The organism is Longimicrobium sp., assembly GCA_036377595.1.
Taxonomy (GTDB): Bacteria; Gemmatimonadota; Gemmatimonadetes; order Longimicrobiales; family Longimicrobiaceae; genus Longimicrobium.
Window position 1 is genome coordinate 40,469 of the sequence record DASUYB010000143.1, and the last position, 22,103, is coordinate 62,571.

Annotated in this window: 15 protein-coding genes; 4 read left to right on the forward strand and 11 right to left on the reverse strand. The window is 74.2% G+C overall.

What is annotated here, in order from left to right:
- Positions 1-272 precede the first annotated feature (272 nt).
- Positions 273-3,230, forward strand: a complete 2,958-nt coding sequence (locus tag VF092_25425) for a carboxypeptidase regulatory-like domain-containing protein (GenBank protein HEX6750653.1) — start codon at positions 273-275, stop codon at positions 3,228-3,230.
- 2 nt (positions 3,231-3,232) lie between these two features.
- A complete protein-coding gene (locus tag VF092_25430) occupies positions 3,233-4,759 on the forward strand; it encodes an SdrD B-like domain-containing protein (GenBank protein HEX6750654.1) in 1,527 nt (508 codons plus the stop codon).
- 265 nt (positions 4,760-5,024) lie between these two features.
- On the opposite strand, the gene VF092_25435 is transcribed toward VF092_25430, so the two are convergent.
- The 10 genes from VF092_25435 to VF092_25480 all read right to left on the reverse strand — a co-directional run bounded on the left by VF092_25435 (position 5,025) and on the right by VF092_25480 (position 16,387).
- Positions 5,025-5,756, reverse strand: coding sequence for a HAMP domain-containing sensor histidine kinase (locus VF092_25435; protein HEX6750655.1), 732 nt, complete (start codon positions 5,754-5,756; stop codon positions 5,025-5,027).
- Between the two features lie 135 nt (positions 5,757-5,891).
- Positions 5,892-6,671, reverse strand: coding sequence for a PEP-CTERM sorting domain-containing protein (locus VF092_25440; protein HEX6750656.1), 780 nt, complete (start codon positions 6,669-6,671; stop codon positions 5,892-5,894).
- A 450-nt stretch (positions 6,672-7,121) separates the two neighbouring features.
- Positions 7,122-7,598 (reverse strand): hypothetical protein, encoded by a 477-nt coding sequence (locus VF092_25445; GenBank protein HEX6750657.1) that lies wholly within the window; start codon positions 7,596-7,598, stop codon positions 7,122-7,124.
- 247 nt (positions 7,599-7,845) lie between these two features.
- On the reverse strand, positions 7,846-9,930 hold the full coding sequence (locus VF092_25450; protein HEX6750658.1) for an EAL domain-containing protein: 2,085 nt from the start codon (positions 9,928-9,930) through the stop codon (positions 7,846-7,848).
- Positions 9,931-10,502: 572 nt separating this feature from the next.
- Entirely contained in the window at positions 10,503-11,042 is a 540-nt protein-coding gene (locus VF092_25455; GenBank protein ID HEX6750659.1) for a hypothetical protein, read from the reverse strand.
- Positions 11,043-11,080: 38 nt separating this feature from the next.
- Complete coding sequence (locus VF092_25460; protein ID HEX6750660.1) at positions 11,081-11,722, reverse strand: EpsI family protein; 642 nt, start codon at positions 11,720-11,722, stop codon at positions 11,081-11,083.
- Positions 11,719-12,603, reverse strand: coding sequence for an exosortase/archaeosortase family protein (locus VF092_25465; protein ID HEX6750661.1), 885 nt, complete (start codon positions 12,601-12,603; stop codon positions 11,719-11,721). Before VF092_25465 ends, VF092_25460 begins: the two co-directional genes overlap by 4 nt.
- A 4-nt stretch (positions 12,604-12,607) precedes the next feature.
- Positions 12,608-13,324 carry a sugar transferase gene (locus VF092_25470; protein ID HEX6750662.1) on the reverse strand — a complete coding sequence of 239 codons (717 nt, stop codon included), beginning with the start codon at positions 13,322-13,324 and terminating at the stop codon, positions 12,608-12,610.
- Between the two features lie 545 nt (positions 13,325-13,869).
- On the reverse strand, positions 13,870-14,880 hold the full coding sequence (locus VF092_25475) for a HAMP domain-containing sensor histidine kinase (protein ID HEX6750663.1): 1,011 nt from the start codon (positions 14,878-14,880) through the stop codon (positions 13,870-13,872).
- Positions 14,881-14,890: 10 nt separating this feature from the next.
- Positions 14,891-16,387 carry a sigma-54 dependent transcriptional regulator gene (locus VF092_25480; GenBank protein HEX6750664.1) on the reverse strand — a complete coding sequence of 499 codons (1,497 nt, stop codon included), beginning with the start codon at positions 16,385-16,387 and terminating at the stop codon, positions 14,891-14,893.
- Between the two features lie 827 nt (positions 16,388-17,214).
- Between VF092_25480 and VF092_25485 the strand changes: the two genes are divergently transcribed.
- Complete coding sequence (locus VF092_25485) at positions 17,215-19,596, forward strand: polysaccharide biosynthesis tyrosine autokinase (GenBank protein HEX6750665.1); 2,382 nt, start codon at positions 17,215-17,217, stop codon at positions 19,594-19,596.
- A 326-nt stretch (positions 19,597-19,922) separates the two neighbouring features.
- On the opposite strand, the gene VF092_25490 is transcribed toward VF092_25485, so the two are convergent.
- The gene (locus tag VF092_25490) at positions 19,923-20,900 is read right to left on the reverse strand and encodes a response regulator (GenBank protein ID HEX6750666.1); all 978 of its coding nucleotides are present in this window, start codon (positions 20,898-20,900) and stop codon (positions 19,923-19,925) included.
- Positions 20,901-21,309: 409 nt separating this feature from the next.
- Here VF092_25490 and VF092_25495 point away from each other — a divergent pair, with 409 nt between their 5' ends.
- A complete protein-coding gene (locus VF092_25495; GenBank protein ID HEX6750667.1) occupies positions 21,310-22,092 on the forward strand; it encodes a polysaccharide biosynthesis/export family protein in 783 nt (260 codons plus the stop codon).
- Positions 22,093-22,103: the final 11 nt, after the last annotated feature.

A 22,103-nucleotide genomic window follows, 5' to 3' on the forward strand; every position in this document is an offset into this window, starting at 1 on the left:
TCGCCGGGAGATTCGCCCGCTTGCGCGAAGCCCAATCGCCACGCGCCTCTCCGCGCCGTCCGGGGATTGTCGGGGATGCGCAACGGGTGTTGCGACCACACCACGGGCGTCGTGCCCGTGCGACGAAGGAGCCGGAACGCGCGAAAGGCGCGGCGGTGCACGGATTCCGTGTCGATATCCGGGATTGGAGCGTCGGGGGCACGCCCCCTGCCCGGTTCGGGGGCCGCTGTTCCCGCTGCAGCATCCGGCTCCTTTCCCTGCGGCCTCCCCTCATGGCATTCCTCGCCCGCCGTTCCACGGTGCCGCTCCTGGCGGCCTGCCTCGCCGTCGCGCCTCCCCTCCGCGCGCAGAGCCTGACGGCCGGCGCCCTGGCGGGGGTGGCGCGCGACCCGCGCGGCACCCCCGTCGCCGGCGCGCTGGTCACCATCACCGAGGCGCCCGGCGGCGTCGCCCGCACCGCCAACACCGACGGCGGCGGCGGCTTCGGCGTGCGGCTCCTTCCGCCCGGCACCTACGACGTGCTGGTGGAGCGGATCGGCTTCCAGCCCCTTCGCGTCACCGGCGTTCCCGTCTCTCCCGGCCAGACCACGCAGCTCGACGCGGCGCTGACCGCCGCGGCTGCGGCCGACCGCGTGGAGGCCGTTCCCTTCCGCGCCGGCGTGCGCGGCGGCTTCGGGCCGCCCTCGGCGCTGCGCTTCGCCGCGGGCGACCTCGACGCGCTCCCCGCCGAGCGGCGCGAACTCGGCACCGTCCTCTCCTTCGCGCCGCTTCTCGCCCCGGGCGGTGACCTCTTCTCCGCGCGGCGCGTGGTGGTCGACGGCGTCCCCTTCCGCGCGGTCCCGCTTCCCGCCGGCTTCCCCGACCCGCTGGGAACCGCGGCCTTCGCCTGGCGCTTCCTGGAGCGCGCCGAGGTCCTGTCCGCCCCCGCCGACGTGGAGTGGGGCGGTGCCGCGCCGGCCACGCTGCACGCCTTCACCCGCCGCGGCGGCCGCGCCTTCGCGGCCGACGCGGGCGCGTGGTGGTCGGGCGGGTCGCTGCCGGCCGCCGACGGCTTCGCGTCGGGCGGCTCGCACTCGGGCCTCGAGGGCGGGGCGACCCTCGGCGGGCCGCTGGGGCAGGGCGCGGGCGAGTTCGTGCTGGGCGCCGAGGTGCGCTCGCTCGACACGCCGCTGCAGCTTTCCTCCCGCGCGGGCGAGTTCGCGTCCACCGTCGCCACGGTGGCGCTCGATTCGTTCGGCGTGGCGCTGGCGGGCACGCCGGAGCGGGTGAAGACGGAGCTGGGCTCGGCCTTCGCGCGCTTCGACTGGCGCTCGGCGGGGGGGCAGGCGTTCTCCGTCCGCGCGGCGGGATCGACCCTGCTGACCCCCGAGCGGCGCGCCTTCACCGACCTGGCCGAGGGTGGCGGCAGCGCGAAGGGGAGCGACCTCCTGGCCTCCGCCGCGCTGGCGGTGCCGGTCGACAACGACATCGGCATCGAGCTCCGCGGGACCTTCGAGAACAGCACGCGCAGCTACGACTCGGGCGACACGGCGTTCGCGCTCACCCGCATCGTCTCGGGCGCGCTGGGCTTCGGCGCGCACGAAGGCTTTCCCGGCAAGTTCTCGCGGATGTCGTCGGGCGGAACGGCGGTGGCGCACGTCCGCGCGGGACGGCACCTGTTCAAGGCGGGCGGCGGCGGCGAGCTGGTGAACCACGACCGCGCGTTCGCCCCCGGCGCCACCGGCGAGTTCACCTTCTCGGGCACCGACGACTTCGCGCGCGGGCTGGGCGTGTTCGCGCAGACGCTGGGCGCGTCGCCGTCGGTCTCCTTCTCCGTCCCCCGCGTATGGGCGTTCGCGCAGGACACCTGGACGCCGCGGCCGGGGATCGAGCTGGCGCTGGGCGTGCGCTGGGACATGGAGAAGATCCCCGCGAGCGACATCCCCCTCGATCTCGACTGGGGCGTGCGTACGGGGATCGCCACCTCGTCGGTGCGCCCCAACGCCAACCGCATCGCGCCGCGCGGGTCGCTCACCATCGCTCCCGCGGGCGGCGCGTGGCGGCTGCGCGCGGAGGGCGGCGTCTACACCGGCGAGTCCGACCCCGGCGTGCTGGCCGAGGCGGTGGGAAGCAGCGCCGCGCTGCGCATCCGCCGCGGGGTGGACGTCCCCTGGACCTGGGGCGCGGCGCCGGACTCGGCGGCGGTCCCCGGCACCACGCGCACGCTCACGCTGCTCACGCCCGAGTGGGGGCCGCCCCGCGCCGCGCGCGCCGGGCTCTCGCTCAGCCACGCCCTCCCCGGCGCCACGACGCTGCACGTGGGCGCGGAGTGGCGCAGGACGGACTTCCTCCCGCGCCGCGCGGACCTGAACCTCCTTCCCGGGCCCACGGCGCAGGACCAGTACGGGCGCCCGCTCTTCGGCACGCTGGTGCAGCGGGGGACGCTCCTCCTGGCCCAGCCGGGGACGGGGCGCCGCTTCACCGACTTCGACCGGGTGAGCGCCATCGACCTGGACGGGTGGATGGAGTGGGCCGCGGCCACCGTGGCCATCGAGCGGCGCCCGGCCACGGGGCTGCGGCTGATGGCCGGCTACACCTTCTCCCGCACGCGCGACAACCTGCTCACCGCCGGCGTCTCGGCGCCGGGCGACCTCCCCGTTCCCTTCCTGGCCGACGGCGCGGACTGGAGCGAGGGGCGCTCGTCGCTCGACGTGCCGCACCGGGGCGTGCTGCTGGCCGAGCTGCGCGGCGGGGGGAGATGGGCGCCGTCGCTGGCCGCCGTCTACCGCGCGCGCTCGGGCGATCCGTTCACCGCCGGCTTCCGCGCCGGCGTGGACGCCAACGGCGACGGCTCGGCCAGCAACGACCCCGCCTTCGTCGATCCGTCCGTCCCCGGCTACTCCGAGGTGGCCGCGGGCTGGTCGTGCCTGTCGTCGCAGCAGGGCGGCTTCGCGGTGCGCAACGGCTGCCGCGGGCCGACCGTGCAGTCGCTCGACCTGCGGCTGGGGGTGGACGTGCTGCGCAGCGGGAACCACGCGGCGCGGCTCACCATCGACGGACTGAACCTGGTCGGTGGCGAGCGCGGGCCGGTGGACGCCGCGCTGTACCTCGTGGACCCGGCCCGCGCGCTCTCCACCGACGCGCAGGGGCGCGTGGTGGTTCCGCTCGTGGCCAACCCCGGCTTCGGGGAGCCCCTCCTGCGCCGCGCCACCGGGCGCACGGTGCGCATCGGCCTTCAGCTCGCCTACTGACAATGCGCCGCCCCGCCACCCTCGCCGCCCTGGCGCTCGCCGCCCTCGCCGCCTGCGAGTCCGTCCCCGACCCCGTGTCCATCACGGGCGTGGGGAAGGCTGCCGGCTTCGCCTACCTCGACCGCAACGGCAGCGGCGTGCTGGACGGCGGCGACCGGCCGTACCGCAACCTCTCCGTCTCGCTGGTCGAGCTCTCGTCGGGGAGCGTGGCCGCCACGGTCACCACCGACTCCACCGGGCTCTACCTGTTCGAAGACGTTCCCGTGGGCCGCTACCGCATCCGCGTGGACGCGGCGCAGCTCGGCGACAGCGTGCGGGTGACGCAGGGGCAGGACAGCACCATCACCGTGGCCTTCTCGGACTCGCTGGCGCCGCAGGTGCGGCTGCAGCTGGCGTATCCGCTGCGCACGATCGCGCAGGTGCGCGCGGCGCCGGCGGGAACGCCGGTGCTGTTCGCCGCGCGCGTGGTGGGCCTGGTGGGCGACACCGCCTTCTTCTGGGACGGCAGCCGGGCGATCCGCGCGCCGAAGGCCACGATCGGCGCGCCGAACCCGCCGGTGGACCTGGCGGGCGACAGCGTGCGCGTGGTCGGGCGCACCGCGCGGGCGGGAACGCTGCCGATCCTCGACTCGGCCTCCATCATCCCGCTCTCCGCCCTCGCCGTTCCCGCGCCGCCGCCGGTGGCGAGCGGGGCCGCGGCCGGGGCCAGCGGCGGCACGCTCGACGCCGCGGCGGTGCACGTCGCCGCGGCCACCATCCTCGACTCGCTCTTCGTCGACGGCGTGGGCTACCTGCGCGTGGACGACGGCTCGGGCCCGCTGGACGTGCGCCTGGGCGTGGGCGTGCACGTCACCCCGCTCCCCTTCCAGCCGGGGGTGGTGATGAACCTCTCCGGCCTGCTGGTGCCGTCATCCACGGCGGGGAAGTGGGTGCTGGTGCCGCGCGAGAACGCGGACCTGGAGATCACCACCCTCACGTCGCCGTTCGCGCCGGCGGTGCCCACGAACGTGACCGTGTCGGCGGTGGACTCGACGGTCACGCTGGGATGGACCGACGCCAGCGGCAACGAGACCGGCTTCCAGGTGGACCGCCGCGGCGGCGGCACGCCGTTCTTCGGCCGGGTGGCCAACCCGGGTCCGAACGCGACGGGGCTGACCGACCCGGTGCTGGGGAACTCGTTCTACGGCTACCGCGTGCGTGCCTGCAACGGCCTCGTCTGCTCCGCGTGGACCGACGAGGTGACGGTGGCCACCGTCCCAGCGGCGCCCACGCAGCTGCAGGCGATCGCGCGGTCGCTGGCCATCGACCTCGGGTGGCGCGACCAGTCGCGGGTGGAGTCGCGCTTCGAGATCCAGCGCAAGAACTCGGGCGGCACCTTCGTGGACCTGGCGCAGACCGGCGGCGACGTGGTGACGTACCACGACGCGCCGCTCCCCGCGGGCACGCCGCAGACGTACCGGGTGCGCGCCTGCAACGCCGCCGGGTGCTCGCCCTACGGCAACGAGGCCACCGCCACCCCGACGCCGTAGATCGCGATCGATCACGGCGAGATCCGGCCCCGGACGCGACGACGTGTCCGGGGCCGGATCTCATCGAAAAGAAGATCACACACAGGGCACAGAGGAAGACGGAGCCACAGAGAACTCAGCGCTGAGTTTCCCTGTGATTCCGTTTCTCTGATCCCGTGCCGCTAGATCCGAGGAAACAGCGAGTCTCACGCAGAGTCAGCAGGGTCAGCAGAGAACTGCAGCTTTTCTCTGCTGACCCTGCTGACTCTGCGTGAGACCATCGAACTCAGTCCACGCGCGGAACCTCGATGCGGAAGATCGAACCGCGAGGCGCGCGCGGCCGCAGCGCGATGGTCCCGCCGTGCACGCCCTCGACGATCTGCCGCACCAGCAGCAACCCCAGCCCGCTCCCGCCCGGCCGCGTGGTGAACGGCCGCGTGAACAGCCCGGGAAGGTGCTCGGGCGCGATCCCCGGCCCGTCGTCCCACACCGAGATCCGCACCCGGTCGCCCGCCGCGCGCACCACCACGCCGGCCGATCCGCCGGAGCCGACCGCCTCGACGGCGTTCAGCACCAGGTTGCGGACCGCCCGCACCAGCAGCGCGTGGTTCCCGCGCACCCGCACCCGCTCGCCCGGCACGGGAAGCGCCATCTCCAGCACCGCCGCGGACGGGTGCGCCACGCCGCGCACCGCCTCGGCCGCCGCGTCGCCGGCGTCGACCACGTCCAGCGGCATCCCGCCGGGAAGCGCGCGCAGCTCGTGGACGGCGCGCGCCACCTCGCCCGCGGCCGCGAACGCGCGCTCGGCCAGGTCGCCCGCGCGCCCCGCCAGCCGCTCCTCGGCCAGCAGGTAGAGCAGCCCCACCAGCGTGGACACGGGCGTGGCCAGCTCGTGCGCCAGGAACGCGGAAAGCTGCGCCTCGGCCTCGGGCCCGGGCGCAGCGGGTGGAGACGCGGCGCGCTCCGCCGCGGCGCGGGGAAAGAGCGGGACGGCGGGCGCGCGGAGCTCGTCGGGCATGCGGGAGCAGGGGAGGGGTGTGGCACAACCGGACCACGACCGACGGCGCGGAGGACCCGGGGTGGGAAGTCCCCGGCCGATGCAAGGCGCGGGACGGCGAATGCCGCCCCGCGCCCTGGTACGAACCGTCACGCCTCAGGCTGCGGCCGTGCCGCCGCCCTTCGCGTCTTCACGGCGCCGGCGGCGGCGATACGCGCCCGCCAGCCCGGCCAGCCCGGTCCCCACCAGCGCCAGCGTCACCGGCTCGGGCGTGGTAACGCCCGGATCGCAGTCCACGCTGGTGGTGCACTTCACCGACCCCAGGTCGCTCTGGGCGTGGATCTGGATCTGCGTGTTGGTCAGGTCCAGGTCCCAGGCGCCGGTCATGCTGAAGGTCATGACCACCCAGTCACCGCCGCCCAGGTTGCTGACGCCCGAGGTGCCGCAGGTGGGCGTCATCCACAGGTCGTTCCCGCCGCCGGGCAGCGCGTTGCCGCAGCTGCTGGCGATCGACCCGTCGTTCCCGTTCACTCCCGCGTCGAAGTCCAGCCCGAACGCGCCGCCGGAGCCGGGGACGTTCGTGATCTTCCACTTGGGCGGCGGGTTCGACGAGTTCGAGGTGCGGTACGGGCCGTCCATCGTGGTGACCGTCCCCTCCACCGCGTCGGGGATCAGGTTGTCCTCGTTCAGGTTGAAGAACGAGATCGAGGTCCACACGAAGTTCTGGTACGAGCCGTACAGCCCCGACAGGTTCTGGATCGACAGGGTGACGGTGGTGCCCGACACCAGCAGCTTCACCGATCCGCAGGTGGTGAGGCCCGGAAGCCCCGGCCCACAGATGTTCAGCCACTCCCTGTAGTTCGGGTCGGCGTGGGCGGGATTGGCGGTTGCCGCGCAAAGCGCGAGCACCGCCGCGGCTACGGCTTTTCTGCGCATTCACTACCTCCGCGCGTAAGAGGGGTGCGGCGGGCGCCGGACGGGTCGAAGAGGTGAGTCCGGAGGGGATGCCTGCAACCGCGGGCGGATGCCCCGCCCGATCGGGGCAGAGCCTTGCGCCATGCTCCCACCGCAATGCCCGCGCCCTCGCGAGGCCCGGTGGGGCATCCTCCGGCACTGCTTCTCATCGCGTGACACAGCAACGACTTATGGAGATTTGAGGATCGTGCGGGCCGCGTGGTGTGGCGCACGTTTGTGGGCCGCCCGCAACACTGGTCGTGGTGCGCCTGCACCGCCGTCGCAGCGCCGCAACAGGTGCGGTCGCTTGCCGTGCATTCCCAGGTCGGTCGACACGAGGTCCGAACTGGAATGAGATCCAACGAGAAGCCGCCGCCGCGCGTGGTGCGCGGCGGCGGCGGTGGCCTCGGGGGGACGAGGCGAGGCGTGCGGTCAGCCGACCACGGTGCCACCGGCCATGGGGCGGTGGCTGGCGCTCTCGACGCCCAGCTCGGCCGCCACCCGCGCCAGCGCGGCGACCACGGGGCGGAGCGAGCGGGTGACGCCGCGCACCGTCACCGTCATCATCGACGCGTCCACCGAGCGCAGCAGCTCGCCGCTCGACATGGTCAGCAGGTCGCCGAACGGGGCCATGTGGTTGGGCGCCAGCGGCGAGGCCTCGCCCAGCCCCAGCCGCCCCAGCAGGTGGTCGGCCTCGGCCGAGGCGTAGCGGTCGCTGGCGCGGCGCCCGAAGCGCCACAGCAGGTACGAGATCTTGAGCGCCAGGTGCGCCACCGCCTGCGCCAGCACGGCCGCGTCGGCGTCGTCGGCCCCTGGAGCGCGCGACTCCAGCTCGTCGGCGGTCTCGAGCGCCAGCGTGCAAAGGCTCTCGATTTCCCGCTCCAGGATGTGCAGGCGGATGGGGTTCATGGACGCCTCGTGTGAGTCGTGGGGGTGCGGCGGGAAGAAAAGGTCGCCGCCGCGTCCGCGCAAGGGTGGTGTAAACTTCCGCTCCCCTCGCGCTCCACGCCTGGCCCCAAACGATTGGCGGAGCCAGGTGAATGCAGGGGATTGCCTGGCCTGTCGGCAAGGCCCGCGCCAGCACTTTTTTCGGCTTCGGGACTGCACTCGCGCCCGCGCGTGATGCGCGCGAGGCGCGACGATTGTGGCGGCATGGCTACAGCGGCTGTCCCGCGGTCACCATCCGCCGGGCCTCCTCGGCGTCCACCGGGCCGCCCACGAAGAAGCCCTGCACGAAGTCGCACCCCAGGTCGCGCAGGCTTCCCATCTGCTCCTCGGTCTCCACCCCGCTGGCCACCACGGGGAGGTTCAGCGCGTGCGCCAGGCTCACGATGGCGCGCAGCACCTCGGGGTCGGCCGCCGACTGCGCCAGCACCGAGCGGTGCACCTTCACCGCGTCCACCTCCAGCCGCCACAGCGAGCCGGGCGTCGAGCCCACCGTGCCGTACTGGTCCACCTGCACCACCACGCCCAGCGCGCGCAGGCCGCGGAGGACCTCTTCCACGCGCGGGTCGCCGAGCACCGCCTCCGACACCTCCAGGCGCAGCAGCGACGGCTTGGCGCCGGTCTCGGCCAGCACGCGGCGCACGTTCTCGACCCCGTCGGGCGACAGCAGCTCGCGCACCGACACGTTCACGCTGACCCGCGGCGAGCGGTCGCCGAACTGGCGCTGCCAGGCGTACAGCTGCCGGCAGGCCTCGCGCAGCACCCAGCGGTCGATCGCGGCCACCAGCCCCGTGTCCTCGGCCACCGGCACGAACTGGCCGGCCGAGAGGGTTCCCCGCTCGGGGTGGCGCCAGCGCACCAGCGCCTCGAACGAGGTGATGTGCCCCGTCTCCACCGAGATCACCGGCTGGTACTGCAGCGTCAGCCCGTCGCCGCGCACGGCCGTGCGGAGATCGGACTCGAGCTGCAGCCGCGCCAGCGTGCTCTCGTGCATCTCGCGGTCGAACAGCTCGTAGCGCGCCTTGCCGCCCTCCTTGGCGCGGTACAGCGCGGTGTCGGCCTGGCGCATCAGCTCGCCCAGGTCGTTCCCCGCGGTGGAGCTCACGGCGATGCCGATGCTGGTCGACACGAACAGCTCGTGCGGCGACAGCCGGAAGGGCGACACCAGCTCGGCGCGGATCCGGTCGGCCACGCGGGTCACGTCGCCCGGGTCGTGGATGGAGTGCAGGAGCACGGTGAACTCGTCGCCGCCCAGCCGGCACACGGTGTCGCCCGGTCGCACGCAGCGCTGCAGCCGCGCGGCGATGTCGATCAGCACGCGGTCGCCCAGCTCGTGCCCCATCTGGTCGTTCACGCGCTTGAAGTCGTCCACGTCCACCAGCAGCAGCGCGAACAGCGCCCCGGGCTCGCGGGTGGCGGCGCGGGCGGTGTGCTGCAGGCGGTCCAGGAAGAGCGCGCGGTTGGGAAGGCCGGTCAGCGGGTCGTGCAGCGCCTCGTGGGCCAGCTGCTCCTCGAGCCGCTTCTGGCGGGTGACGTCGCGGGCCAGCCCCTGCACCCCCGCCTCGGCGCCCTCGCGGCGCACGGGCGACTCGATCAGCTCCAGGAACACGGTGCGGCCGCTGCGGTGGCGGAAGCAGGACACGCGCGCGCCGTCGTGGTCGCCGCCCATCCCGTCGCGGCCGGGGATCTCGGGCTGCCCCGCGTCGGCCAGGCGGCAGAGCGGCGTGCCCACCAGCTCGTCGGGCGCGTAGCCCAGCACGCGGCTGACGCCGGGAGACACGTACTCCAGCACCCCCTCGGCGTCCTGGTGGTAGAAGAAGAGCGCGGCGCTCCCGTCCACCACGTGGCGCAGGATCTCGCCGGCGGCGTGCGCGGCGCCGGCGGCCGGCTCGGGCACCAGGTACAGAAGCGTGCACCCCTCGGGGAGCGCGGCCAGGCGCACGGTGGCGTCCTGGCGCTGCCCGTCGCGGCGCGCCAGGGCCAGCGACACCTCCTGGGTGGCGCCGGCGCGGGCGGCGTCGATCGCCTCCTGCGCGCGGGTGCGGTCCTCGGGCCAGATCAGCGAAAGGAAGGGGGCCTCGATCAGCGAGACGGCGGGCGCGTGCCAGAGGTGGCGGCAGGCGGGGTTGGCCGCGGCCACCCGCCCCCACGCGTCCACGGCGATCACCGCGTTCGGGTCGCTCAGGAACACGCCCCGGTAGTCCAGGCCTTCCGGGGCGCACTCCACCGGGGCGCCTCCCGTCTGCGCCGTCACGCCGGAGGGGAGCCGCTCCGGCCGCGCGATGTCGGCGGGCACACTCGTTGGCTCCGGTGCGCGGGTAGAAGGAGGGCCGGCGGGTTGCCGGGGCGGATGAGCGCCAGTGTGGGGGGCAAGAAGCACGCAACCGTCCGGGGTCACGCGGTGAAAGGACCGATGCTGCGCAAGTCGTTTTCCGGCAGGGTGATGCGACATCCCTGCGGCGGAGGCGGCGGTGCGAACGGCGTTCGGCGGTGCGGCACGCGCTCAACAGGTGCGGCACGCGGGGGCGCTTCCGGCGCGCCGGCGCGTTGCAGATGAGACGAGAATCTCAAGCTGCGACGCGGAAACTCGTCGCCTTCGTCCGGTCTCCGCGCCCGCCCGATCGGGCGGAAAACGCCTCGATCTCGCCTCGAGTCAGCGGCATCGGCAGGATCGACGATCGGATCAACGGCAGTCTCCGCCGCTCCACGCGAGAGCCTTCCGCTCGAGCCACCCTGCGGCGAAGGGCCCACCCGTGCGGGGAAGGCCCTTCCGCGGTCCATCGGTCGTGCGAGCGAGGGAGCGGAGGCGTCCCCGCGACCGCCCGTCCCGCGTCCGCCCGGGGAATCGGGCGGACGGGACACGCTGCGTCAGGTGGCGTTTTCCTTGAGGCGCGGCGCCACCAGCACGCTGTCGGCGCGGGCGGACTTGCGCGCGCCCACCACCGTCTTCTCGCGGCGCGTGGCCCTCCACCCCGCCAGGCCCAGCGCGGCCGCGCTGGGAATGATCAGCGCCGCCATCAGCAGCGCGGTGCCGGCCGCCGTGGTCATCTGAGAACGCATGCGCGGGTCGACCATCGCCCGCAGCTGCAGGAAGTCCATGCTGAACATGGCCGCCACCACCACGCCGCCCACCGCGATCAGCAGGCAGAGCGTGGCCAGCGTGCGCACGGTGCGCCGGTGCTCGAGCGCCACGCCGGCCAGCATGGCCAGCAGGATCCCCAGCAGCGGGGTGACTAGCGTCTTCAGCACCAGTCCGCCCACGCCGAAGCGCCAGGAGAGCTCGCCCGGCTGGAAGGGCCACGAGCCGGCGCCCACCTCGATCGCGGGAACCAGCGCGATCATCGCCGCCACGGGATACACGGCCAAAAGCACGGGCCGGCGGTTCATCTCGTCCATGGGAAGCTCCATCTCCTTGCCGGGTGGGGATTGAAATGCGGCCCAGGGCTTCACCCGGGCTGGGGGAGCGCCCGCGCCACGGCCGGAACCGCCGTGAGGGCGGCGCGCACCGCCACCTCTTCCGCGCGGGCCTCGCTTCCGTCCACCGGAACGATCACCCGCACCAGTGCCTCCTCGGTGCGGCGCCGGAGCGCCGCGTCGCGCAGGAGGTTCCACTTCACCGCGTACTCGTCCGCCGTCACCCGGCCCCGCCCCTGGTACCAGTACAGCACCAGCGCGCGCTGCCCCTCGTTCTGCAGCAGCGCCCGGTTCACCGTCACCGGGCCGGCCGCCGTGGCCACGCGCATCGTCCGCGTCGTCAGCACCTCCCACCCCGCGCCGGGAAGGCAGTTCTTCGGCGAGTGGATGGTCCGCCCCTGCGCCTGGCTGCGGTAGTAGCCCACGTAGAGGGAGAAGGCCGCGGCGGCGCCGGGCTGGGCGTAGACGCGCATCAGGTAGTCGTCCATCCCCGCCACGCGCCGCTCCTCGTCGCCGATCTGGCGGTCGCGCCCGACCCAGGCGCCGATGCGCGCGGGGACGGCCTCGGCCAGCGGCACCTGCAGGGGGAGCGAGCGCTGCCGCCCCGAGGCGGCCACCAGCAGCGCGCCGGCGGCCAGCACGGTGGCGGGGGCCCACCAGCGCCGGGCGCTCACGCGGCCTCCGGCACGAAGCGGCGCTCCACGCGCGTGAGCCCGGCGGCGATGGCGCCCAGGATGGCCAGCGCGGCCAGGTAGATCAGCCACCCCTCGGTCAGGTGCATGAACCCGTCGCCCAGGCGGGGGTCCACGAACACCACCAGGAAGCCGGTGAGGAAGACGCGCACGCCGTTCAGCAGCACGGCCACCGGAAGCGCCAGCGCCAGCAGCACGCCGCGCGCCGTCGCCGTGCGCAGCCACAGCCCCCCGGCGAGCAGGGCGATGGCCAGCAGCGCCGAGAGCGAGCGCAGCCCGCTGCACGCCTCGGTCACGAACAGGCTGCGGCCGGGGAGGTTGATCACGTTCCCCGTGAGCTCCACCGGGATGTTGCGCCAGTGCAGCATGGCCGCGCCCAGCGCCGAGGCCTTGAACTGCAGCGGCAGCGCCAGCGAGGCCATCACCACGGCGGGAAGGGGGATGCAGAGCACCAGCAGCCCGAACGGGAGCCACCAGCGCGCCACCTGCCGCCATCCCCACACGAACACGACCAGCGCGGCCAGCGCCACGAGCAGCGACAGCCGCATGGTGAAGAGCTCGGCGGCCAGGCCGGAGAGCCACCTCAGGCCGACGGCGCCCGCCAGCAGCGCCACGCCGGCGCCCTGCCGGGGCGCGGGGCGGGCGACGAGGCCGGCGCGCCAGGCCAGCCACGCGGCCACGGGGGCCAGCAGGAGGCCGTGGCCCGCGTTGGGGTCGCTCCACCAGTCGCGCGCCAGCGTGGCGGCGGGGCGCCAGAACAGCACCGCGAACGCCGCCGCGGCGATCACCGGGGCGGCGGCTGCGGTCGCGCCGGCCAGGCGGGCCCGGGCGCGCGGCGCGGCGGAAAGCGCCAGCTCGGTCACGGCATCACCAACCACCGCGGCGCAGGACCACCGTGGGCACGGTGCGCAGCAGGATGGCCAAGTCGCGCCGCACCGAGCGGGTGGCGATGTACTCCAGGTCCAGCTGCACCTTGCCGCGCACGTCGTCGAGCGAGCGGTCGTAGGGCTGGTTCACCTGCGCCCACCCGGTGATGCCGGGAAGGACGCGCTGGCGCTCGGCGTAGCGGTCCACCTGCTCGCGCAGTTCGGCGAAGATGCGGGGCTGCTCGGGGCGCGGGCCCACCAGGTTCATGTCGCCGCGCAGCACGTTGAACAGCTGCGGGAGCTCGTCGAGCCGGTACTTGCGCAGCATCCGGCCCAGGCGGGTCACGCGGGGGTCGTCGGGCTGCGCCCACACCTGCAGGCGGTCGTCCGACGAGGCGGTCATCGTGCGGAACTTGTACATGGTGAAGAGCCGGCCGCCGTAGTCGAAGGTCCGGCGCCAGCGGTTGTCGGCGCTTCCCGGGGCGCGGCGGTCGACCCCCACGCGTACCTGGCGGAAGATGACGGGGCCGCGCGAGGTGAGCTTCACCAGCAGGGCGATCAGCAGCATCAGCGGCGCGGCCAGCGCCAGGAGCAGGAGCGCCGCGGCCACGTTCAGCGCGCGGACCGCGTCCACGTCCAGCCGCACGCCCTGGAACGGGCGGGGGATGGACAGCTCGGGCACGGGGGCCGGCGAGATCACCAGCTCGTCGGCGGTCACGAGGCGGGGGTAGGTGAAGGACGCCCGTGGAAGGCTCCGGCGTCGCGTCGCGGTCTCGGGGGGCACGTCTGGGGGCTCCGGCGAGGGTGGTCCGTGGCAGGGCCTGCGAGTCGCGGCGTGCCACCAAGGCAATGCCCGTGCGCGGCGGTGCCATTCACATAACCAGTTGAACCGTAATCACTTGGGTGGTTCGGGCGGTCCGAGGGTGCCGTTCCGGACGTGGTGGCCCGCCCACAGGTGTGGCGAGAGCCCACACCGGTGGCGCGCGCGCGCCACAGCCGTCGCGATCTTCCGCAACACCCCGTCCGGAGACCTTCGCGATCTCCACGCCTCGGTGCACACGTGATAGAGACAGAAAGTCTCACGCGGAGGCGCGGAGAACAGCGGAGGAGGTTCGTCACGACGTGAGTTCTCCGCGTCTCCGTGTCTCCGCGTCTCCGCGGCTCCGCGTGAGGCCTCTTTTCATCCTGTACCGGGACGAAACGAAGCCCTCTCCCGCGTTGCGGCGGCGAGAAGGCTTCGGGATGAGATGATGCTGGAAGCAGCTACGGCTGCTCGGCGCGGGGGAGGTGCAGGGTGAACCAGAAGCGGGTGCCGTCGCCCGGCGTGCTCTCGACGGAGAGCTCGCCGTCCATCTGGCCCAGCAGCTTGCGGCAGATGCCCAGCCCCAGGCCGGTGCCCGAGAAGCCGTAGCCGCGGCGGTGCGGGCGCGGGCGGTAGAGGCCGCCCACCGCGTCCAGCGCCTCGGGCGCGATGCCGCGGCCGGTGTCGCGCACCGAGAAGCGCACGCGGGCGTCGCCGTCGGCCTCGGCCGTGAGCTCCACCCACCCGCTGTCGGTGGAGTGCAGCGCGTTGACCGCCAGGTTCAGCATCACCCGGCTGAGCGCCACCGCGTCGCCCAGGCGGTGGTCGTCGCGCAGCACGTGCAGGCGGATTTCCACCCCCTTCTCCTCGGCCAGCGGCGCCACCACGTCGCGCAGCGAGTCGAAGAGCGAGCGCAGCGACAGCGGCGAGCGCTCGCCGCCCGCGCCGGCGCCGCGGTTCAGCTCGATGGTGTCGCTGACCAGCGCCACCATCCCCAGCGCGGCGCTGTAGATGATCCCCACCTGCCGGCGCTGCGACTCGGAGAGCGCGCCGCTCTGCCCCTCGCGCAGCGCGCCGGCCAGGAAGAGGATGGAGGTGAGGGGGCTGCGCAGGTCGTGCGCGAACTCGGCCAGCGGCTCCAGCGGCGACGGCCCGCCGCCGGGGTTCAGCAGCTGGTCGCGGACGCGGTCGAAGGCGCCCAGCACCGCGGCCGCCTCGGCCGGCGAGGGCGCGTCGTCGTCCGCCGCCAGCCACCCGGCCACCACGGCGGCGCGCAGCCGGTCCAGCAGCACCAGGGGATAGCTGGGCGCCAGCGTGGCGGGCCGCGCGGCCTCGGCGGCCACGCGGCCCGTCAGCTCCGAGAGGAGCACGGCGTCGCCCGCGCTGCGGGCGACGCCGTCGGCTGCCTGCTGGAGGGTGCCGGACGCCCCGGTGCTCGGCTCGGCCGGGGCGGCGGGTTCGGCGGTGGCCATGCGGTCTGCTTTAGTCCGCGCGGATGGCGGTGTCGCGGTGGAGGCCGTGCTTCTCCATCAGGCGGTACAGGGTGGTGCGGTCCACCCCGGCGATCTTGGCCGCGCGCGACATGTTGGCGCCCGCGCGCTCCACCAGGCTCATCAGGTACATCCGCTCGAACTCGGCCAGCACCCGGTCGCGCGCCGAGTGGTAGGGCTCGTCGCCCACCAGCGCGTACGACGACGTGGCCTCGGCGCCGCGCGGCCGCCCGCGCGGCGCGTCGTCGCGGAAGGGGATGTCGTCGGGATGCACCTCGGCGCCCGGCGCCACCAGCACCACCGTGTGCTCCATCAGGTTCTGCAGCTCGCGCACGTTGCCGCGCCAGGGGCGCGCCTGCAGCAGCGAGAGCGCCGCGGACGACAGCCGCGGAGCGGGCGCGCCGGGCTCGCGGTGGCGGCGCCAGTAGAAGTTCAGGAAGTGCTCGGCCAGCAGCGGCACGTCCTCGGGCCGCTCGCGCAGCGGCGGGAGGTAGATGGGGACCACGCTCAGGCGGTAGTACAGGTCGCGGCGCAGCATCCCGCTGTCCGTCGCTTCCGCCGGGTCGCGGTTGGTGGCGGCGATCACCCGCACGTCGACCACCGCGTCCGTCGTCTCGCTTCCCACCCGGCGCACGATGCCGTCCTGCAGCACGCGCAGCAGCTTGGCCTGGATGGTCTGCGACATCTCGGTCAGCTCGTCCAGGAAGAAGGTGCCGCCGTCGGCCGCCTCGAGCAGCCCCACCTTGTCGCGGATGGCGCCGGTGAACGAGCCCTTCACGTGGCCGAACATCTCCGACTCCAGCAGGCTCTCCGGCAGCGCGGCGCAGTTCACCGCCACCATCGGCCGCTGGGCGCGCCGGCTCTCGGAGTGGATGAACTGCGCGATCATCTCCTTGCCGGTGCCGCTCTCGCCGGTGATGAACACCGAGGCGTCGGTCTGCGCCACCCGCCGCGCCAGCTCCACCGCGCGCACGAACGCGGGCGAGCGGCCCAGCAGGGTCAGCGCGCGGCTGTGGCTCTGCCGCGTGCCGCTCTCCGCGGCGGTGCGCAGCGCCTCCTCGGCGCGCGCCTCTTCCACCGCGCGTGCGGCGCGCCCCATCAGGATCTGCAGGTGCGTGGCGGAGAAGGGCTTGGGCAGGTAGTCCCACGCGCCGCGGCGCAGCGCGTCGACGCTCGAGTCCACGCTGGGGCTGCCGGTCATCACCACCACCAGGCAGCGGGGGTTGGCCTCCAGGCAGGCGCCCAGCACCTCGAGCCCCGAGAGGTCGTCGAGATAGAGGTCCACCAGCGCCACGTCGAAGGCGCGGCGCGACAGCGTCTGCACCGCCTCGCGGCCGTGCCCGCAGGCCGTCACCGCGTAGCCCTCCATCCGCAGCACGTTGGCGCAGCTGTCACGCAGCGTGTACTCGTCCTCCACCAGCAGGATGGAGATCGACGAGGCCGCCTCGGCGGACGCGGACAGGGGAGAGGTCGTGGCTGGATCGGGCATCGCGAGCTCCGGGTGGGCTCCGGACGATGATCTCCGGACCGACGATGGAATGGCGGATGGCATGAACGCGAGCCGGGGAGCAGGTCGCGGTGGGCACGCCGGGCGACCTTGCCGCCGCGTTCCCCGTGCCGGGCGAGCTTCCGGGCGCCGGTCGGGGCGCCCCGCTTTCGCACGGTCCGGGCCTTTCCGGAAGCACTCCGGCGGCGTAGCGGCCGGGGGAGCGTGCATCGGGTTTAGGGGGGCGAAGCGGCCGGCCGCGGGGTGAGGGCCGGGGCAAGAGGCGGACCAGACGTGCGGGAGAGGGCTGTCGTGGGCCTGCAAGAAATTGCTGCATAAACAGATATGCGTCAAGCCAGTCGCACGTTCGGCCATCCGGACGCAGGAGACGGCTGGAACGCCGCGTTGCAGGATTGTATCGAAACGTGCTCTCCCGGGTTCGCACGCGAGTGTCCGCGCACCTGCGAGCCGCACGGGTTTCGCGCCCGCAATCCCGATCCTAGCGCGACAAACATCCGCTGTAAAGCTTCTCGTTCGTCTCCGCGCGAGACTCGGCGGAAAAGCCGCATGCGGCCGGATACGGCGCGGGACGCGGGGAAACGCGTCGTCGGCGGAAGCGGGGGAGCGGGGAGGGCCGGGTGGTGCCCACAGGTGTTGCGCGCGTGCAACACTCCGCCGTGCCCGGGCGGGGGCCGTGCGGCGGGCCGGGGAGAGCGGCTACGCGCGCGCGTGCGGTGCGGCGCGCTCCGGCCCCGTCGTTGCGATAGCCGCGCGGCGCGGCGCCCGCGGTCCGCGCGGCGCCTCCCTCCCGAACGTCGGACGCGATTCCCATGCAGACCCTTCCCGCCCCGCTCCAGCCGACACCTCCGCTTCCCGACCGCCCGCGCGCCGGGCTGTCGCTGGACGACGCCCCCCGCCGGGGGCGCAACACGGGGCTGCAGCGCATCGCCGCCACGCTCTACCGCTTCCGCTGGTTCCTGCCGATCCCGGTGGCGCTGGGGGTGGGCGCCGGCTTCCTGGCCGCGCGCCAGGCGCGCCCCGAGTACGCGGCCCGCTCCACCATCTGGATCGACGCCAGCGGCGGCACCATGGGGATGAGCCAGGGCGGCCCGCTGCGCTCGCCCGAGCTCCTGCAGTCGCGCGCGTGGGTGGAGCTGCTGCGCTCGTACACGGTGCTGGACCCGGTCGTCCGCACCGAGAAGCTGTACCTGACCTACGGCTCGGCCTCGGCCGGGCGGCTCTTCGCCGACTTCCAGCTGGCCGAGCGCTTCCGCCCCGGCGAGTACCGGCTGAGCGCGGAGCCGGGCGGGCGCTACCGCCTGGCCACGCGCGCGGGCGCCACCATGGAGGTGGGGCGGCTGGGCGGCGCGGTGGGCGCCAACGTGGGCTTCCGCTGGCACCCCGACGCGGCGCTGCTGCGGCGCCTGGAGCGGATCGACTTCACCGTGGTGACCCCGCGCGACGCCGCGGTGCGGCTGGCGGGCGAGCTGGTGACGGGGATGGGCGACAACGGCAACTTCCTGCGGCTGGAGCTGCGGGGGACCGAGCCGGCGCGCATCACCTCCACCCTCAACACCCTCACCGACCGCTACGTGCAGGTGGCGGGCGACCTCAAGCGCTCGCGCCTGCAGGAGCTGGAGCGCATCCTGGGCGAGCAGCTGGGCTACGCGGCGGGGAGCCTGGCGCGCGAGGAGGCGGCGCTGCAGGGCTTCCGCGTGCGCACCATCACGCTGCCGACGGACCGCGGCTCGCCGGTGACGCCGGGGCTCGAGGTCACGCAGAACCCGGTGCTGTCGAACTTCTTCTCGCTGAACATGGAGCGCGAGCAGATCCAGCGCGACCGCGACGACCTGGCCCGCGCGCTCTCGCAGGACGCCGCCACGGTCTCGACGGTCGAGGCCATCCCCTCGGTGCAGAAGTCGTCGGCGCTGGTGCAGGCGCTGAGCGAGCTGACGCAGAAGCGCGCCGAGGAGCGGGCGATGAGCGGGCAGTTCACCGACCTGTACGTGCCGCTGCAGCGGCTGCGCGAGCAGGTGCGGACGCTCGAGCGGCAGACCATCCCCACGCTGTCGGCGCGGCTCGACGCCGAGCTGGCCGGGCGCCAGCACGCCATCGACGGGCTGATCCAGTCGGCCTCCACGCAGCTGCGCGGGATCCCGCCGCGGGCCATCGAGGAGGCGCGCCTGACGCGGCGGGTGGAGATCGCGCAGGACCTGTACAAGCTCCTGCAGCAGCGGCACGAGGAGGCGCGGCTGGCGGCGGTCACCACCATCCCCGACGTGCGGGTGCTGGACCGCGCCACCGAGCCCTACTCGCCGGTGCGCGACCCGCGGCTGCAGCTGATCCTGCTCTTCTCCCTGGCGGGGCTGGCGGCGGGCGTGCTGGGCGCGATGCTGTACGACCGCGCCAACCCGCGGCTGGCGTATCCCGAGCAGGTCACCGAGGGGCTGGGGCTGCCGATCCTGGGCGCCATCCCGCGGGCCCGCTCGGTGGGCGCGGGCGCGCGGGCGTCGTCGGTGTCGCCCGAGCTCCCCGAGGCGTTCCGGGCGCTGCGGCTGGGGCTGGTGCACGCCAGCGGCACCGCGGGCCCGCTGGTGGTCACCATCACCAGCCCGGGGAGCGGCGACGGCAAGTCGTTCGTGTCCGCCAACCTGGCGCTGACCTTCGCCGAGCAGGGGCACCGGGTGCTGCTGATCGACGCCGACCTGCGGCGCGGCACGCTGCACCGCGTCCTGGGCGTGGAGCGGAAGCCGGGCTTGAGCGACTACCTGGCGGGGAATGCCACGCGGGCCGACGTGGTCCAGCGCACGCCGTACGAGGGCGTGCACATGATCGCGGGGGGCACGCGGGCGGGGCGGGGGCCGGAGCTGCTGAGCACGCCGGCCATGGCCGAGCTGCTGGCCGACCTGCGCTCGGCGTACCGGGTGATCCTGATCGACAGCCCGCCGATCGGGGCGTGCGTGGACCCGCTGGTGCTGGCCACGCTCAGCCGCGACATGCTGATGGTGCTGCGCAACGGCGCCACCGACCGGCAGCTGGCCGAGTGGAACCTGGACCTGGTGGACCGGCTGCCGATCCGCGTGCTGGGCGCGGTGATCAATGGCATCGCCGCCAAGGGCGCCTACCGCGCCTACCGTTACTTGAAGGGCTACGACTACCAGGCGCTGCCTGAGGACTCCACCTCCGCGCCGAGGCTGCAGCCGGTGGCGTAAGGCAGCGAGTGCGGAAGTGCGTGAGTGCGATAGTGCGCCGGCGTCGAGAGATGCCGGCGCACTTTGCACTCTGGGATAATGAAAACTGCAAGTCTCACGCAGAGTCAGCAGGGTCAGCAGAGAACTGCAGCTGTTTCTCTGCTGACCCTGCTGACTCTGCGTGAGGTCGAAGTTCTTTCCTTCCGCAGTCCGCCGCGTCTCCGCGGCTCCGCGTGAGGCCCTTCATCGCCTGGGGACCGCGAGGAGAGCATGGGAGAACGCGAAGAGCCCCGGCCGTGTGAGACCGGGGCTCTTCGTGGGATCCGAGGCGTGGGGGCTCGGGGAAATCAGGCGGGTGGGGCAGGGGCGGCCGCGGCGGGCTCGACGGCGATCTCGACGTGATGGGCGCCGTTGCCGTTCTTCGTCTTCCCGTTCCCGCTCCCCTTGCCGTGCCCGAGCGCGGCGTGCAGGTCGTCGGCGGCGTGGGCCAGCAGGTCGGCCGCCTGCACCCGCGGCGTTCCCGAGCCGTCGATGGCGAAGCGCCCCGCGTACACCCGCGGCGCGGGCGCGCCGTCGCGCGCCAGCTCGCGCTGCACCGTGCCGCAGAGCCGCTCGGCCAGCCGCTCGGCGCCCTCCCACCCGGTGGCCGGTGCCAGCACCGCGAACTCGCCGCGGCTGATCAGCCCGATCACGTCGGAGGTGCGCCCGGTCAGCCGCAGCAGCTCGGCCACGCTGTCGGTGCGCCCGTCCATCCCCACGCCCTCGCCCGACGTGTCGGCGTGGAAGGCGATGCAGGCGAGCGGACGGTGGTTGCGGTACGCGTCGGCCACCATCTCCTGCGCCCGCCGCACCAGCCCCGCCGCGTTGTACAGCCCGCTGGCCGCGTCCAGCAGCCCCCGCTCCTCGGCCGCCGCCACCTCGCGCCGCACGGAGGCCAGGGCGCGCACCTTCAGCACCAGCTCCTCGGGGTCGAGGGGGAACCCGAACGCGTCCCACGCCCCGGCGCGCATCGCCGCCAGCCGGTCCATCCGCGAGATGGTGCCCGCCGAGGCCACCAGCACCGGCGTGCTCGAGCCCAGGCGAGGATGCGCGCGCAGCGCGCGGCACAGCGCCTCGGTGCCGTCGAGCCCGTGCTCGGCCTCGAGCAGCACCACGTCGGGCTCCAGCTCGTCGAAGCGCGCGTAGGCGTCGTCGTGGTCCGACGCGCGCGCCACCAGGCAGCCGTACGGGGTCAGGATGCTCTCGAACGAGCGAGCCAGCCATTCCGTGCGGCTGTACACCAGCACCGTGGGGGGGTGTGCGGGGGAAGTCGGGATCGAGGGCATCGCTCGGATGGTGTGGGGGCGCCCGGCGCGGACATGGGGGGCAGGTCCGTGCCGGACGCGGGGGGAATTTGCGGCGGGGGACTGCACGACCCGTGCTGCGTGCTCCGGCGTGCGAAAGCCAAGCATTTGCAGCTATTTAGCCGAAAGGAGACAGGCTGCGGGTGCTGCGTGCGCCCGACACCTGTGCGGTCGCGCCCGTCCCACGCGCAGCATGTTGCACGCGCGCCACACCTGGCGGGCGGCGCCGACGGCCGGGGGCGCCGCGCGGGCGGGCGCGCGGGGAGAAAGCGCCCGTGCGGCCAGCGTTTTCGCCGCGGCGGCGCCCCGGCACCAACGTTGATCTTCCCTGCCGCCGCCGGCCGCCCGCCGTCCTCCGGCGGCCGCCTTCCCACGCCCGGAGCACCATCCCATGAAGCCCATCCAGCGATCCCTCCTCGTCCTGGCCGCCGCGCTGCTGGCCGGCACCGCCGGCGCGCGCGCGCAGGCCGCCGCCCAGCCCGGGTGGGACCCCGGCCGGGTGCAGCTGAACCGCGCCGACCTGCAGGCGCTGCTGGCCAGCTACGAGCAGGCCGCCACCTCGCCCGCGCACAGCGAACGCTACCGCGCCCAGGCCCGCGTCCGCGCCGAGGCCATCCGCACCCGCCTGCAGGAAGGCGACGTGCAGCCGGGCGACCAGGTGGCGCTGCTGGTGGAGGGGCAGGAGGCGCTGACCGACACCTTCACCGTGCGCGAGGGGAGCGTGATCTTCCTCCCGCAGATCGGCGACGTGCCGGTGCGCGGGCTGCTGCGCTCGGAGCTGGAGGGGCGCCTGCGCGAGCACCTGTCGAAGTACCTGCGCAACCCCGTGGTGCGCGCGCGGCCGCTGGTGCGGGTGGCGGTGGAGGGCGAGGTGGGGCGTCCCGGCTGGTACGTGGTGCCGGCCGACGCGCTGGTGACGGACGTGCTGATGCTGGCCGGCGGGCCGCAGTCGAACACGTCGACGGCGCGGCTGCGGATCGAGCGCCAGGGCGTGCCGGTGTGGCAGGGGCCCATCCTGGCCGAGGCGCTGGCGCAGGGGCGGACGCTGGACGCCATGGGCATCCACCCCGGCGACCGCTTCTTCCTTCCCGGGAAGCCGGCCAACGCGGCGGGGACGGTGATGCGCGGGCTGCCGGTGGTGCTGTCGCTGGTGCTGGCCGCCTCGCGGCTGTAGGCGCGGTGAAA

What these genes read in the sequence shown, in the direction of transcription:
- VF092_25435 (HEX6750655.1), bottom strand. Translation starts at nt 5,756, where the DNA reads ATGCCCGACGAGCTCCGCGCGCCCGCCGTCCCGCTCTTTCCCCGCGCC.
- VF092_25425 (HEX6750653.1), top strand. Translation starts at nt 273, where the DNA reads ATGGCATTCCTCGCCCGCCGTTCCACGGTGCCGCTCCTGGCGGCCTGC.
- VF092_25485 (HEX6750665.1), top strand. Translation starts at nt 17,215, where the DNA reads ATGCAGACCCTTCCCGCCCCGCTCCAGCCGACACCTCCGCTTCCCGAC.
- VF092_25495 (HEX6750667.1), top strand. Translation starts at nt 21,310, where the DNA reads ATGAAGCCCATCCAGCGATCCCTCCTCGTCCTGGCCGCCGCGCTGCTG.
- VF092_25475 (HEX6750663.1), bottom strand. Translation starts at nt 14,880, where the DNA reads ATGGCCACCGCCGAACCCGCCGCCCCGGCCGAGCCGAGCACCGGGGCG.
- VF092_25455 (HEX6750659.1), bottom strand. Translation starts at nt 11,042, where the DNA reads ATGGAGCTTCCCATGGACGAGATGAACCGCCGGCCCGTGCTTTTGGCC.
- VF092_25445 (HEX6750657.1), bottom strand. Translation starts at nt 7,598, where the DNA reads ATGAACCCCATCCGCCTGCACATCCTGGAGCGGGAAATCGAGAGCCTT.
- VF092_25480 (HEX6750664.1), bottom strand. Translation starts at nt 16,387, where the DNA reads ATGCCCGATCCAGCCACGACCTCTCCCCTGTCCGCGTCCGCCGAGGCG.
- VF092_25430 (HEX6750654.1), top strand. Translation starts at nt 3,233, where the DNA reads ATGCGCCGCCCCGCCACCCTCGCCGCCCTGGCGCTCGCCGCCCTCGCC.
- VF092_25440 (HEX6750656.1), bottom strand. Translation starts at nt 6,671, where the DNA reads ATGCGCAGAAAAGCCGTAGCCGCGGCGGTGCTCGCGCTTTGCGCGGCA.
- VF092_25490 (HEX6750666.1), bottom strand. Translation starts at nt 20,900, where the DNA reads ATGCCCTCGATCCCGACTTCCCCCGCACACCCCCCCACGGTGCTGGTG.